Consider the following 14,230-nt stretch of genomic DNA (forward strand, 5'->3'; position numbering starts at 1 on the left):
GTGACCACATCAAGGCCTATTTACACTTTCACCACGACGCTATTGACACTTTCCCCGAACCCCTATTGATACTTTCCCCGAAGATCTATTACAACTTTGCCCACATCACTTTTTGCCGAGAAGATGAAGTGACTATCATGGACGACAGCCTCTTACCGCGTCATCTGCAATCCCAACTGAAGGCTGCTCTTACATCAGCGCGAGTGGTTAATATTATCGGGCCACGGCAGGTCGGGAAGACGACGCTTGTACGCGATCTATTGAGCGTCGGAAAATTCATTACACTAGATGATGAAGGTGTGCTTGCAGCTATCGAGGCTGATCCAAAAGGACAGTTGGACGCTCTGCTGGCTGAGACGAAAGTAGGCCCGCTCATTATCGACGAAGCCCAGCGATCAACGAAATTGGCCTTGGCATTGAAGAGGATTGTGGACGAAAATCGAGCAATGGGACAGTTCGTCCTGACAGGTTCTTCCAACGTCTTCACTTCCGCGCACGTGGCGGACTCGTTGGCAGGTAGAGTCCATACAATGACGATGCTTCCAATGAGTGTCGCCGAGACAAAGCGCATGGGAGCTGCAAAAATTCTCGACTGGGCGTCGACGGATGTCCGTCCCGATCCGCTGGACCTGCCTAAAGCAGAAACCTTGTCCCGAGCACAATACATCGACTTGATAGTAGCAGGCGGCTTTCCCGAGATACAAACTCTGGAAGAGCGCTGGAGACAAAATCGATACACAGACTACGTTGACAGTGTCGTGGAACGCGATGTTGCGTACATCTTAAAAATAAGAAAATCGGACGCCATGAGGCGAATGATCGATCAACTAGCTGCGCGCGTCAGAAACGAGCTGAACATAGACGAACTCTCTTCGAACATCAGTTTACAAAGAAATACCACCGAGACCTACCTCGATATTTTAACCAAACTTTCACTTTTGCAACGATTGCCTGCGTGGACATCGGGTGAGTCCGGGCGCGACATCCGCCAACCAAAAATCCATCTTGTGGATACTGGGATCGTCGCCGCCTTGAGGAGTATGAACGCCCAGAGCTTCAATATTGGCGCGAATCCCACAGCGCTTGGCGGCCTTTTCGAAAATTTCGTTCACAATGAACTGTGGAAATCCCTCCCCCATCAGAGGCGTCGGTGGCGACTTTATCATTGGAGGCATCAACGAGGACGCGAGATAGACATCATTGCTGAATCAGACAGAACGATAATAGGCTTCGAGATGAAGACATCGACTGCGGTTGAAGCAAAGGACTTTCAGCATCTGCGATGGTTTCGAGACGAAGGCCCAGGTAAGAACCGTCCCTTCGTCGGCATCGTCGTCTATATGGGAGAGCGCGTACTCAGTTTCGGCGAAAACATGGTCGCGCTCCCACTGTCGATATTTTGGTCGTTCAAAGAAAGTTTAGTCTGAATGGGCGATTGGACAGCTTTCGGCCCTGGCCCTTTCTGTGCGCATGGACCGTGGGACCGCTGATTAAGTGATCCAGGCCATAAAAAAAGTCAGGCAGTCCGCATCGTTGTGGCGATTTCTTCGATCAAATAATCAATTGCCTGGAGTGGCTCCAGCACGGCCCACGTCTTTGGATGGCGATAGACGGGGTAGAGGCTGAAAGCTGCGAATGTCAGCTGATCGACGGTCGGTCGCGCAGTTGCCCGCCTCGCATGCACCACTTGGGCTCGGTCTTCCACGCGGTCTTCCGTCAGTCCCCAACCGGCATAAAATGGGGTCGCATAACAACGGACGGGCAGGCCACGCAAAAGCGCGTCGAAGCCCATTTGGCTGGAGACGGTCCAGACTTCGTCAACGACGGCGAGGACCGCCGCTGCAGACACCTTGTCGGCCATCAAGGTTACGCCCGGCAATTTCGATGCCCGTTCGGTCATATAGCCCTTGCGGTGACCGGCAATAACGTCTGGATGCGTGCGAACGACGATCTGGGCGCTGCTTGCGAGCGCATCATCCAACATTCGGTCAAAGGCGGAAGGCGAGCCGAGCGCCTTATCGACCGAAACATCGCCAAACACTTGATCAACCAGCAGGAGCCTTCGCCGTGTCGAGGGATCGAGACGAGGTTCGCTATGCGGGAGATTATTGTATTTCGACAGCTTATGCTCAACCAAGGCTTCGCGGATCGGCGCACCAACATCATGCGCGAAGCCGCCAGCCGCATCGCGGATCAGCAGTTCCAATCGAGAGACTCGACCAGCATCGACCGGTAGAGCCTTATCATCGACCACAATCGAGATGGGGATGCTTCCATCCTTGCCGAGACCGACGGAGCGCAGGAAGCCATCCTCGAGATGCCAATGCGGAAGCTGACGCAATCTCGCAATTCTCATGGCCGTTTTCGCCGGCAGCCGGCCACCCCATGAAAGGATGCCATCGAGCCCAGGCGCAAGCGTCGAACGAAGCGGCGCCTCGCCGAAATAGCGGCCCAGCCAAGGAAACGCCTTGTGCACGAAAAAAGTCGCTCCGAGCCTTGCTCCCCATTTTGGGTGCCAGGGCCTAGTTTGCATCGCGGTCAGCGTCGGATTGTCGAGCACGTTCAAATTCTCACTCTGCCGGCCACCTCGGCACGTTCCGCCAAAAACCACCTTGCAGAGCCAAATGCAAACCGAACTTGCGCCGTGACCACCGCTTGAAGTCAGCTTTTCAGACCGGTGCGCGGCCAGCGGGAAACCAAGAGTGGTCGCGCACGGATGTGAAGATCGCACAAGAATTGCTTTCTTGTTGATTGGATACCACCCATTTCTGATTGGGGCGATCCGCCTCGGACTGCTGGTCCAGCACATTGGGCACGATGCCGGACGGCTCACCGGCATCCTTTGGCAAGCCTCGTCTGCGCGGACGTGCTCGCAATGCGTTCTCACGCATCAGCCGCTCGATGCGATGCAATCCGCAGGAGAAGCCTCCTACTCCTTGCCAGTCTCCCGGCGCACTGTCATTTCGCCCTCAGCCGGAACCGACCCCGAGAACTTTTCAGCGCGCTCAGGCGGCCAATCGCGCTGCTGATTTCGCCCACCGAGCGACCGGCGGCAACGCTACATTAAGAGTTTGATGATACGGGATTGGAGACCTTTGTCCGTTTCGAGGCTCGCGTAATAAATGAATTTGGTTTGGCAGGTGCTCGCCGGGAATCTCGCGGCTGTCGCGCTGATCGTTTCGACCTGGATGCACCTGTCGTACCGTCTCTATCGCATGTCACCGGCTTGGCAGCGCGCCTGTTTCGGAGGAGCGATGGCAGCGGCGGCGGTCGCCTCCATGTCACTTGCGGTGGAGTTCGAGGCGGGCATCTACTTCGATCTGCGATTGGCACTGATTGAAGTCTCCGCCGTCTTCGGCGGACCGGTCTCCTTGGTGATCACTGCAGCGATGACGATCGCCTTTCGTATTTTCCTAGGAGGCGCGGGCTCCCTCCCCGGCGTCGTCGGAATAGTGATCGTTTCAGTGGTTGGAATGTTGATGTGGCTACTGGCCGGCCGGCGGCCCATCGAGAGACCGGCTGCGATCTTGGCTGTGGCGGGTGTTGCCGCCGCACTCAGCATTGCTGCTCTGGCCCTGCTGTCGCCGCAGCTTTTTCGGCGTGCGCTGGAGGCCGTTGCACTTCCCATCGCAATGCTGAATTTCATGGCAACCGGTACGGCCGGATTGCTTGTGACCTATTTCCGGCGCTTCACGCTTGAACGGGATATTCTGTACGCAGCGCTCACACAGGCGCCGGACTATTACTACGTGAAAGATCTCGATCATAGGTTCGTCGTCACCAACCTGAATGTCGCCCATCACAACGGCCGTGATCGGTCCTCTCAGATGGTCGGCCTCAGTGATTTCGACCTGGCTCCGGAGCACAGAGCACGAGAACTTTATGAGGCCGAACGCAAGGTCCTGGAAACTGGGGAAGCGATGCGCCACCTAGAAGAATACCTCGTTGAGGAAGGAAGGGGACCGCGATGGTATTCGACTTCGAAGGTGGCGTTGCGCAATCGTCACGGGGAACTGCTTGGGCTTGCCGGTGTGACCATAGATATCACCGACAAAAAGCGGTTCGAGAGCGAGTACCAGAGCAGCCGGGAGATCATGGCGCAGGCCATGGCAGAGATGTCCGATGGATTGGCAATGTTCGATTCTTCCGGCCATCTGGTTTTCTGCAACGACCAGTATCGAGCCCTGTTTCCGCGGTCCGCCTATGCGCGGAAAGAGGGCGCGCACATCAGCGATATTGTGCGGGCCGTTGTGCGCAACGGCGAACGCAAGGACGTGCCCACAGACGCGAGCGAAGAAAGTATCCAGGCCGCGGCGGCAACGCTCCATACCGACAAGGACGAGGTGATCCCGCTCTCCGATGGCCGCTGGTTGGCCCTGCGTACACGCACTGGCGAGAAAAACGGTACCGCGCTTGTTGTCGTGTCGGATATCACCGCCATGAAGGAATCGGAACTTTCACTTCGAAAGCTCGCCGATCAGATGAAGGGCCTCGCTCAGACAGATAGTCTGACGGAACTTGCCAATCGTCGATCGTTCGATGAAGCGTTGGATACAGAGTTTTCCCGCTCCTTGCGGACAGGAAGCCCTCTGACGCTGCTGTTGGTCGATGTCGATCGGTTCAAACTGTTCAACGACACCTACGGGCATCTTGCTGGCGATGCCTGTTTGAAACAGATCGGCCGCTGTCTTGCTGCCTCCGCCAAACGCGCGGCAGATCGAGCTGCGCGCTTTGGCGGCGAAGAGTTCGCTGTTCTGCTGCCAGACACCAACGTTGAGGCGGGTGTCGCGATTGCCGATCGGTTACGGGCAGCGATCCGGGACCTGGCCATCAAGCACAACGGCAGCGAGTTCGGCATTGTGACCGTAAGTATCGGCATTGCCGCCTTTCCATCGGACCCGGAGATCTCCACTCCCGCCGAGTTGATCAGCCGTGCGGACGCAGCGCTCTATCAATCGAAAAACGCTGGGCGCGACAGGACGATTGCACCGTGGGGATCATGCAGGAAACGGAACTGAAGCTCGAGCTTTCAAAGTCGGGTGCGGCGTCGCTCCTGAAGAAGATGTCGTTTGGCACTTAAACGGGTTCATCCTCAATTTCTGTGATTCAGCGGCAGCATTCTCGCCCTCATCAGTGCTGGGCCGGCGCGACCGTACCGCTAGACAGCCACTTCGCGCTGGCGTGCGTATGTTAGGTTATATCATTATATGAATCTCACCATGAAGAATCTCCCTGTCACAGTCCTCTCCGGCTTCCTCGGAGCCGGCAAGACAACATTGCTCAACCATATTCTCACCAACCGCTACGGCATGCGCGTTGCCCTGATCGTCAACGACATGAGCGAGGTCAATATCGAGGCCGCATTGGTCCGCGATGGCGGTGCAAACCTGTCGCGAACGCAGGAGCAACTGGTCGAGATGACCAATGGCAGCATCTGTTGCACGCTGCGTGACGACCTGCTGCAGGAAGTGCGGGCGCTCGCCGAGCAGGATCGCTTCGACTACTTGCTAATCGAATCAACCGGCATCGGCGAGCCACTCCCCGTTGCGGCAACTTTCGACTTCCGGGACGAAAACGGGCAGAGCCTTGCGGAGGTCTCGAGGCTTGACACGATGGTGACGGTCGTTGATGCCGCCAACCTTTTGCAGGATTACAGTTCCTCGGACTTCTTGGCGTATCGCGGCGAGACGGCCGGAGAAGGAGACAGCCGAACGCTTGTCGACCTTCTGGTCGAACAGATCGAGTTCGCCGGTGTAGTGATCCTGAACAAGATCAGCACCGCGACGCCGGAACAGCGCGATGCCGCACGCAAGATTATCGTCGGCCTGAACCCGGATGCCAGGCTCATCGAGGCCGATTTCGGCAAGGTGGATCTGAAGGAGGTTCTGGGCACCGGTCGCTTCGATTTTGCCAAGGCTGAGACGCATCCGCTCTGGTACAAGGAATTGCACGGCTTCAAGGACCATATTCCGGAGACCGAGGAGTATGGTATCCGCTCCTTCGTCTACCGCGCCAAGAAGCCATTCGACCCGATGAAATTCCAGGCCTTCATCGACAAGTCCTGGCCGGGCGTCGTTCGGGCCAAGGGGTTCTTCTGGCTGGCGACCCGCCCGCATCATGTCGGCGAGGTCAGCCAGGCCGGCGCGCTTGTTCGAACCGGCAAGATGGGTCTCTGGTGGACCTCCGTGCCGCGTGAACAATGGCCCCAGGATCCCGGCTTTCTTAACATGATGAAGCCCTATCTCGATCCCGTCTGGGGTGACCCCGGCAGGAAATCGTCTTCATCGGCGCAGATCCGCGCATAGATGTCGGTGCGCACGCTGTTTTCCTTGCCACTCATTTTCCAAACCTCCTTCGTCCGGAGGCCGCGTCCATCGCGGCCCCGTCACGGAGGTCCATCGCCGGGGACAGGATCGGAGCTGGCATCCGGAAGGACCGGAACGAAGAGGAGGACGGCGAAGCCGTTGCGCGGGCCGGCGTAACCCGGCAGGACCGCCGAATGGGACGGGGCCGCGATGGGGCGTCTTTTCTCGTTTTCATTTTCCTTTTTTCTCCTTCTCCCCTTCTCCCCTCACCGCCATAGGAGGACGGCCTGACACGCGAAACGGCCGCCTCCGGCGGAGACGGCCTCGTTGCTGGATGCGATTGGGGCGGCTCAGCCGAGAGCCGCCATCTGGAGGTCGACCGCCTTGCGGTCGAGGGTCTGGCCGGGATTTTCGGCGGGCCGATCGAAGGGCTTCCACACCTCGCCGACGACCTGTTCGTATGCGGCGACGGCGCCCTCGGCGGCCATTCGCAGAGCATGAGCCTGAGCGCCCATGTCTGCAGCGAACTCGCGCTTGCGCTGGGCGGCGCTGTCGAAGCCGACCGGACCGTCGAGATCCTCGTCTCGGAGATCGCTGGCGGCCTTGGCCGTGGCGTCGCGGGCTTCCGTCACCGCCCAGCTGTAGAACTGGCCGGCGCCATGGGCCGAGCCGACATAGGCTCCGACGATCCGCTGCAGGTGGATCTGCATCGCCCGCTCGCCAAGCCCTTCGCTCAAGGCATCAGCGGTTTCGATGATGAACTTCTCGTGCAGCTCGCGGATCCCGTCGCTGTCGAGGACAGGCAAACCGAAGCTTTCGGCGATGAGCGAGGCCTGGGCGGCGTCCGGGCAGGAGAGACGGACCATCTCGAGAGTGGTGCCACGGCGAACCGGGACCACGCGGGCGGGCTGGCGGTTGGTGCGAGCGGTCTTGGTCAAGCGGAAATCCTTCCTTTGCGTTTTCCCCAAGGCTCGGATCGGCCACTTGCTGTCCTCCCTTCGGGTGCGTCCGAAAAAGACTGGCGGAAAGACGGACGCTTCAGGGTCCGGGATCGCCGGATCGAGCGAAGCAGGCTTGCGGACGAGCAGGGCTTCAGAGCCCTGGCGCGTGACGCGGGTCCGCTTTGAAGAGATTGGCGGTTCCGGCCGCAACGCGGCGCGAAAGCGGCCTTGAAGCGGGCGGACGCCGGTCTGGGAGCGCAACCAGGACCGAAAGGGGGACGGCGTGGTCGAGTAGCTCATCCGGAAAACCGCAAGGAAGAAGAGCATGCCACCAGGCAGCCGCCACAGCCGCCCCCACAGCTCCGACTGCCGTGCCGAATTCACGCGGCCCGAACCGTCCTGTCGTTGCTCGTGCTGTTACCGGTTTCGCGCTCGAAGCGTTCCCGCGCCGCCGCGATTGCTTGATCCTGACGCGCGAGTTTGCGCGAAAGAGCGTCGATTTCCGGCTGCCGTTCCGCGGTGATGGCAGCGAGGTTGGATCGGTAGCGCTCGAGGAAAGCGCCGGCATCGGGCGGTCTGCCATTCCGGTAACCGGTGCGCTTCGGCTGAAGCCGCGGGATCAGCGCCGTCATGCGACAGGTTATTTGCCGATCGATCAGGTCAAGCTGGCGTTGCGTCTGCCGCCGCGCCTCTTCCATGCGAAACAGTCGCTAGCGCCGGAATCGACGCGGACGTTCAGACCGACAAATGCAAGAACAAGCAAAGCCATCAGCATGTCGTCCTCAATCGCCGCGCGACCGAGCGCTTCATGAAGCGCGTCGGTGCGGAAATCGCCGATCATGTTCTGGCCCTTCTGGGACACATCGGGGCGCGGCTTCGGTGCATCGATAACGGGATCGTCAACCGATCCGGATTCACCGCCGTTGGCGGCGTTTCCACCCTTGCCTTTAGCCTTGTTGTCCTCCGGCATCCGGAAAGCAACCGACTGCACCTTGCCGTCGCGGTCGAGATACATGGCGACATGGTCGGACTTCGACGGCTTGCCATAGACGCGTTCGGCCTTCTTCGGTAGTTCCGGCTGGCCCCAGTTGTTGACCTCGACGATGGCTCCCTTCTTCGGAAAGTTGCTCGTCATCCATTCCTGCTGGGCGCCGAGGAAGGCCTCGACATTGGTCGTGTAACGCGTGTCCTCATCGGCCGGCGAAAACAGACCCTCGACCCATTCGATACCGTAGGCGGCGGCGAGATCGTCGCCGAAGCTCGCATCCTTCGCATACATGCGCGTCTTCGAAAGCGCTCGCGAGAGATTGTACCAGTCGGCCCGTTCGTTCTTCTTCGGCCTATGCGCCTTCCAGGCTTCCTTCTGCTCGTCGAGCGCGGCGGCGACGATCGTGCGAAGCTGCTGCTCGTTCGGCATGTCACCGAGGGCCATGTGGTCGAGCATGGCGGGCAGCACGTTGGCCAGCAACCTGAGCTTCCTGATCTGGCGGACCGGCAGGGCAAGAGCAACGCCGATCGCTTCTTCGGTCCATCCGAGTGCAACGAGCCGCTCGATGGCGCGCCACTGGTCGACCGGATTGAGCGGCTCAAACACGATGCTCGAGACCATGGACCGCATGGCGCCGTTGTCGTTTGCCGCCTCGACGACCAGGACATCGATTTCCGCGAGGCCGACTACCTTGATGGTCGCCAGCAACAGCGCATCGGCCTGCGGCGTGGATTTGCTCTGGCGCGTGCGGTCGGGATTGTCCTTCAACGCCCGCGGATCGACTTTCATGAGATGCATGGGATGCTCCTTCAAAGGTTGCCGGACGGCCTTTCGCACCGTCCATTTCCGTCTTCTTCCCGAAGACACCTCCTGGCCCGCGGAGCGGTCGGGCCGGTGCAACTGCGGCCGAGCATCCCTGCCCGGCTGGACAAGCGGGGCGCGTAGCGCCTTGAGAAGGACGACGGGCCGGGATCGCGAGCGGCGCGGTTGAGCGCAAGCGCCAGCGGCCCGCCCGATCTGCGAGCGGAGTTTCCACCTCTTTTTCTTGCCTTTTTCACCTCCTGTAGCCACTCTTGATTTGCCACCATTAAGGTGGCATATAGAGTCATGGAGAAAAAACGGCCGACTTACGATCTGGCGGCGATCAGAACCGCTCTTTCGTCAGTCGATACGCTGGCGATGACGTCGTCCGCGCTACGCGACGCCAGTGCACTGGGATTCGACCGTGCGGGTGTAACCGAAACAATCGCTGGGATCGAGCGGAGCATGTTTTATAAATCCATGACGACATTCGCCGATCACCGCGTCTGGCAGGACGTCTACCACGTTCCGGCGCGTGGCCTGACGCTGTATGTGAAGTTCCAGGCCGACGTCATTACCGAGTTCACCGTCATGTCGTTCAAGGAGAAATGATCATGGCAACAGCAAAGAAAGACTTGCCCGACATGATGGTGTCGCCGGAGACTGGAGAGACGTTGCATCGCGGCGTGCGTCCCTTCGTGGTGACCTACAAGGGCAAGAGCCTCACAGTCGAGCTTCCGGGCTATTATCCGGAAAATGGCGATGAGGGCGTCCATGTCGGCGACGATATGAGCGTCACGGATGCGGCACTTCGGACGCTCAAAGAGGAAATCGAAGGCGTTCCGTCTCCCGCCACGATCAGAAGGGTTCGGGAGAAACTGAAGCTGTCGCAGCGGGAAGCGGGTGGCCTGCTCAAGGTCGGGGAGAGTGCCTTCGACAAATATGAGCGTGGCTTGGTCGAGCCGAGCGGTCCGACCAGCCAATTGCTGCGGCTCCTCGACCATCACCCTGAACTGATCGAGGAGTTGCGCGGGAACGCCGCCTAAGCCGCGAAGTCACCCTCCGCACCTGTGGTCCCTATATCGGCGGCGAGGCTCTTATCGACTTCCAGAAGCTGCCGACGCTTCTCGCCAAGTTCCTCGCCGAAGGCGAATTCTCCGCCGAGACGACCCTGGTAGGAAACAAGACGCCGCTCGGCATCGGCAAGACGTTGGCGATAGCGCTCGCGCTTTCGAAATCGTCGAGCGCAGGCTCGAGCCGTGCGACCGCGCCGAGCGGCGTAACGGTCACGGGAAGATCGATCTCGTGGGTCGCTCCGGTGCGCTGAAGCATGGTCTGGTAGCGATAGCCATCCTTGCCGAAGCGCTCGCCCTCATAGACGAGGTCGAAGCCGCCGATTGCGGCGATGATGGTGTCTCCTTCGGTTTGGAGCTGCACCAGGGTTAGGATTTCCTTCATGAGCGCGAGGCCGGCGTCTTTGCGTTCCTTGAAGAACCGGCCGGTAACCGTCATGGCGAAGGCATCGCCTGATGTCGGAATGAACCGGCCCATGTCCTGTCCGATCTCGCCGATGCGCCGCGTCGACACCTCGATGTCGCGCTCGGCATCCCTGATCTGGCGGCGTATGGCGAACTGATCGTCCTGATGGGCGGCGCGAAGCCGTTCGAGTCTTGCGATGTCGGCCTCGAGTCCGGCCTTCATCATCAGACGCTGATCGCCTGACGCAATCGCTTTCGCCATGGCGAACTGGTTCGCCTGACCCTCGCCGAGATCTTCAAGCCTCCGGATCGACGTGTCGCCCGAGAGCCCGGCTGCAATGAACCTGGCCTTCCGCTCATTGTTCTGCCACATCGTCGCGTCGAGCGAGCCTTCGGTCGCATAGGCGAAGATATCGACCTCGTCGTGCTGGTTGCCCTGTCGCACGATGCGCCCCTCCCGCTGCTCGATCTGCGAGGGGAGCCATGGTACGTCGAGGTGATGGAGGGCTTTCAGGCGAAGCTGCGCGTTGACGCCGGTGCCCATGGTGTCGGAGGAGCCGATCAGGAAACGAACCCTGCCGGCGCGCACGTCAGCGAACAGGCGCCGCTTGGCCTCCGACTTCTTGAAGTCTTGCATGAAGGCGATTTCCGACCCCGGCACGCCCATGCGCACCAACTCGTCCCTGATCCAGCGGTAAGCCGAAAAGCCCCGGCTCTTCTCGACGCCGATCGTGCCCAAGTCCGAGAAGATCATCTGCGCGGCGCCGGGAGCTCGAAGACCTTGCCGTCGGGCTGGACATAGGTGCGCTCCGCGGTGTCCTCCAGATGGCGAAGGCTTTCTCGATCATGAGGTTGAGCTTGTTGTCGGGCTCGTTGTCATTGTCCGGATCGACCAGGCGCAGATCGATTGCCGCATGAAGGCCGTCGGTGATGACCGACAGCAGGATGTCGTCGCCGGGCTCCGGCGGCCGATTGTGCTCCTCGATGGCGGTGATGCGCGTGGCGAGAACCTGCTGGTAGCGCTTGAAGGCGGCTGTCGGCTTGGCGGTCAGGATCTGGCGCCGGCCGGTCGAAATATCGGGCACTTTTACATAGCGGCGCAAGTCCTCGGGCATCACGACGTCCGCGAAGGAACGGAACATCGCGATCAGCTCCGGCACGTTGACGAAGCTGGCAAACCGCGAGACCGGCTTGTATTTGCCTGATGGTTGCAGTTCGAGTTCCGTCGTCGTATCGCCGAAGGTCGACGCCCAGGCATCGAACTCGTGCAGGCCGCGCTGCCTCAAGGCGTCGAGATCCATGAGCCGCTGGACCGAAAACATTTCGCCGAGCGTGTTGGTGATCGGCGTGCCGGAGGCGAGCAAAAGCGCGCGACCGGGATTCTTCGTGTCGACGAAGCGGGATTTCACATAGAGGTCCCAGGCGCGCTGCGAGCCGTTCGAATCCACACCCTTCAGCGTCGACATGTTGGTGGCGAAGGAGAGCTTGCGGAACTCCTGCGCTTCGTCGACGATGATCTGGTCGATGCCGAGCTCGGAGATCGTCAGCAGATCGTCCTTCCGGGTGGAGAGCGCTTCCAGGCGCTCCTTCAGCCCCTCCTTCAACCGCTCCAAGGCTTCTTCATCGTCGAGGGAAACGCGGGCTCCTCGTATCTGACCCGTGCAGGCTCGTTTGTTCCAGACCAGAATGGCGATCTCATCCACACTGCCGGATACAAGCTGCTCGGTTATCCCTTCCTTCACAGACCGTGACCCGACGGTGTTGGTCAACGGGTTTGACGGGCTGGTCCCTGTCAATGTGAGGGGCAATGGCCTGAAAGCGGAAACCACTGCGCAAGCGACTTTTGGCGTCAACCTGCCGTCATTCGCCGATACAAAGGGCAGCGGCGTCGCCAACGTCTAAGGGAGACATTTACGGCCGCACATGCAGCCGCTGGAGGCTGCTGCGCAACCGGTCACGATGACTAAGTGGCACATACAGGACCCCGCATCCCACGGGGGACACGGCAAGCGACCTCGTTGGGCCAAGCACGGTTCATTTGAACCGCCCGGACATCCCCCGATTGGCACCGCCATCAGCAATCGCATTCAACTTCTGGGCGGCAAGCACAACCTCGACGCGGTTCCGTGCGTCAAGCTTCTGCATCAGCACGGTCATGTAGTGTTTCACTGTCGTCTCGCTGATGCCGAGACAGGCGGCGATCTCACGGTTCGTACTGCCACGCAGCAGATAGCGAACAATCTGCTCCTCACGCAAACTCAGGCGCTTTTGCGCTTGGGTACAACGGCGAAGGTCTGCGGTCTTCATGGCCATCATGACCTTTGTGGCAAAGCCGGCAGTGACGAATATGTCGCCGTCATGCACAGCACGGATCGCTTCATGCAGATCATTGGCGCTGCTGCTTTTGAGCACATAGCCCGCAACGCCAAAGTTCAGCACCTGGATCGCTGTTTCAATGCTCGAATTTGCGGTAAAGACAATAATCCGCGTGCCTTGGTAGTTCTGCCCGATCCGTTCGATGGCGGCCATGGCGTTGCCGGGCATGCTCAGATCAAGCACGAGGACATGCGGCGAAATTTCTTCAACAATTTTCAAAGCATCGACCGCGTTTTCGCCCTTGGCGACGATCTCGAGGTCACTTTTTCCAGAACATAAACTAACCAATCCCTCCAGGAGGATCGGGTCGCAATCAACAAACGCTACTGACACAGGCATGATTGTTGCGCTCCTTCCGCAACAATCACGATAGTTGATCAGCAACGCATTTAAAAGCAAACACTTAATAACCAGTTAATTCTAGGGGTCACAAGATGTGTTCCACGCCCGATGGCTGGTTATTTTCTTTGCAAAGAATTCAAGCCTATGTAAGGTTGCCGCCATGACGTGCAGCCGATGTAATCACAAGGCAATTCAGTCACTTGCCTCGCCCGCCTAACCAATATCCTCGAACGGGAGATGCGCTATCCGCCGTGCGCTACCGTGGTCCTTTGCCGCAAGGCATGAGGTATACCAGTGCCGCCTGCTCCCAAGATAGACCCCAAAATGTGCAGTTTCATTCGGGTGTTCCCACCTTATTTTGCGCGCACATAATACACGCGCACTATTTCTCAATATCCACTTTTTTATTGAATTTGAGCATCGTCTTGATGATTCGCTGCGCGTCCGTGTCATCTGGAACAGCTTCATTGCATGCATCGCAAAAACGGCCCGTCACCTTTTCGATAAGCACGCTCTCCCCTCTGTAGACATAGGGAATATCGCGGGTATCTCTAACGAGCGTACCTCTTCCGCAGTATGGGCATGTCATCTGAATGGCTCCCAAGCGTCTACCTGCGGCGAAGATCGCCGACGTTGGTTATCTCATCAATTTGGCTCACCTGCGTTAACGAACTCCCGGCTCGTGGACCGGATGGCATGCGCCCCTTCGCATGGCCCAAAAGCGACAGCGCAGCCAAACCACGCGACCACCGAAGCGAAAATATTGGGCATATCTGCTCGCGCCGGTGCCGGATTGCCAGGCGATGGAAATCCTGTCGCTACCGTTTACCCCTACCGACGCCCTACCCTCATTCCTCTCTGAATGCCCTCATCATCTGGTCGGTGAATGGTTTTGTCAGGTATGAGATTGCGGTTCGCTCGTCGGTCTGGACGAAGACCTCGACGGGCATGCCGGGCATGAGCTTGCGGCTGCCGAGTTTGTCGAGCGGCTCGGTGATC

At 59.2% G+C, this 14,230-nt stretch carries 10 protein-coding genes and 5 pseudogenes; 6 read left to right on the top strand and 9 right to left on the bottom strand.

Going from position 1 to position 14,230, the window contains the following annotated elements; all coding sequences use genetic code 11:
- Window positions 1-137 precede the first annotated feature (137 nt).
- On the top strand, window positions 138-1,427 hold the full coding sequence (locus AC244_RS31385) for an ATP-binding protein (RefSeq protein WP_053252756.1): 1,290 nt from the start codon (window positions 138-140) through the stop codon (window positions 1,425-1,427).
- An 89-nt stretch (window positions 1,428-1,516) separates the two neighbouring features.
- Here AC244_RS31385 and AC244_RS31390 read toward each other — a convergent pair whose 3' ends face one another.
- On the bottom strand, window positions 1,517-2,533 hold the full coding sequence (locus tag AC244_RS31390) for a capsular biosynthesis protein (RefSeq protein WP_053252757.1): 1,017 nt from the start codon (window positions 2,531-2,533) through the stop codon (window positions 1,517-1,519).
- A 226-nt stretch (window positions 2,534-2,759) separates the two neighbouring features.
- Window positions 2,760-2,927, bottom strand: a pseudogene (locus tag AC244_RS36935) (IS3 family transposase); the annotation flags it as partial.
- A gap of 195 nt (window positions 2,928-3,122) precedes the next feature.
- On the opposite strand from AC244_RS36935, the gene AC244_RS31395 reads away from it, so the two are divergent.
- Window positions 3,123-5,018 carry a diguanylate cyclase gene (locus AC244_RS31395; protein ID WP_063934180.1) on the top strand — a complete coding sequence of 632 codons (1,896 nt, stop codon included), beginning with the start codon at window positions 3,123-3,125 and terminating at the stop codon, window positions 5,016-5,018.
- A gap of 201 nt (window positions 5,019-5,219) precedes the next feature.
- A pseudogene (locus tag AC244_RS31400) lies at window positions 5,220-6,298 on the top strand (CobW family GTP-binding protein); the annotation flags it as partial.
- A 357-nt stretch (window positions 6,299-6,655) separates the two neighbouring features.
- On the opposite strand, the gene AC244_RS31405 reads toward AC244_RS31400, so the two are convergent.
- From AC244_RS31405 to AC244_RS31415, 3 genes and pseudogenes are all read right to left on the bottom strand, one after another.
- Window positions 6,656-7,243 carry a hypothetical protein gene (locus AC244_RS31405; RefSeq protein ID WP_053252759.1) on the bottom strand — a complete coding sequence of 196 codons (588 nt, stop codon included), beginning with the start codon at window positions 7,241-7,243 and terminating at the stop codon, window positions 6,656-6,658.
- Between the two features lie 383 nt (window positions 7,244-7,626).
- Window positions 7,627-7,878, bottom strand: a complete 252-nt coding sequence (locus AC244_RS31410; RefSeq protein WP_414735975.1) for a hypothetical protein — start codon at window positions 7,876-7,878, stop codon at window positions 7,627-7,629.
- A gap of 29 nt (window positions 7,879-7,907) precedes the next feature.
- Window positions 7,908-9,032, bottom strand: a pseudogene (locus tag AC244_RS31415) (plasmid partitioning protein); the annotation flags it as partial.
- A gap of 309 nt (window positions 9,033-9,341) precedes the next feature.
- On the opposite strand from AC244_RS31415, the gene AC244_RS31420 reads away from it, so the two are divergent.
- Together AC244_RS31420 and AC244_RS31425 are read left to right on the top strand one after the other, a co-directional pair.
- Entirely contained in the window at window positions 9,342-9,647 is a 306-nt protein-coding gene (locus AC244_RS31420) for a type II toxin-antitoxin system MqsR family toxin (protein ID WP_053252745.1), read from the top strand.
- 2 nt (window positions 9,648-9,649) lie between these two features.
- Window positions 9,650-10,081, top strand: a complete 432-nt coding sequence (locus AC244_RS31425; RefSeq protein WP_053252746.1) for a type II toxin-antitoxin system MqsA family antitoxin — start codon at window positions 9,650-9,652, stop codon at window positions 10,079-10,081.
- Here AC244_RS31425 and AC244_RS31430 read toward each other — a convergent pair.
- Window positions 10,078-12,126: pseudogene (locus AC244_RS31430) on the bottom strand (helicase-related protein); the annotation flags it as partial. The gene AC244_RS31425 and the pseudogene AC244_RS31430 overlap by 4 nt on opposite strands.
- 39 nt (window positions 12,127-12,165) lie before the next feature.
- Between AC244_RS31430 and AC244_RS37760 the strand changes: the two are divergent.
- Window positions 12,166-12,264, top strand: a complete 99-nt coding sequence (locus AC244_RS37760; protein WP_414735976.1) for a hypothetical protein — start codon at window positions 12,166-12,168, stop codon at window positions 12,262-12,264.
- A 283-nt stretch (window positions 12,265-12,547) separates the two neighbouring features.
- On the opposite strand, the gene AC244_RS31435 is transcribed toward AC244_RS37760, so the two are convergent.
- From AC244_RS31435 to AC244_RS38410, 3 genes and pseudogenes are all read right to left on the bottom strand, one after another.
- Window positions 12,548-13,228 carry a response regulator transcription factor gene (locus AC244_RS31435; protein WP_053252747.1) on the bottom strand — a complete coding sequence of 227 codons (681 nt, stop codon included), beginning with the start codon at window positions 13,226-13,228 and terminating at the stop codon, window positions 12,548-12,550.
- Between the two features lie 385 nt (window positions 13,229-13,613).
- The gene (locus AC244_RS38990; protein ID WP_082367290.1) at window positions 13,614-13,820 is read right to left on the bottom strand and encodes a type II toxin-antitoxin system MqsA family antitoxin; all 207 of its coding nucleotides are present in this window, start codon (window positions 13,818-13,820) and stop codon (window positions 13,614-13,616) included.
- Window positions 13,821-14,079: 259 nt separating this feature from the next.
- A pseudogene (locus AC244_RS38410) lies at window positions 14,080-14,230 on the bottom strand (HlyD family type I secretion periplasmic adaptor subunit); the annotation flags it as partial.

Source organism: Ensifer adhaerens, assembly GCF_001270265.1.
Lineage (GTDB): Bacteria > Pseudomonadota > Alphaproteobacteria > Rhizobiales > Rhizobiaceae > Ensifer > Ensifer adhaerens_B.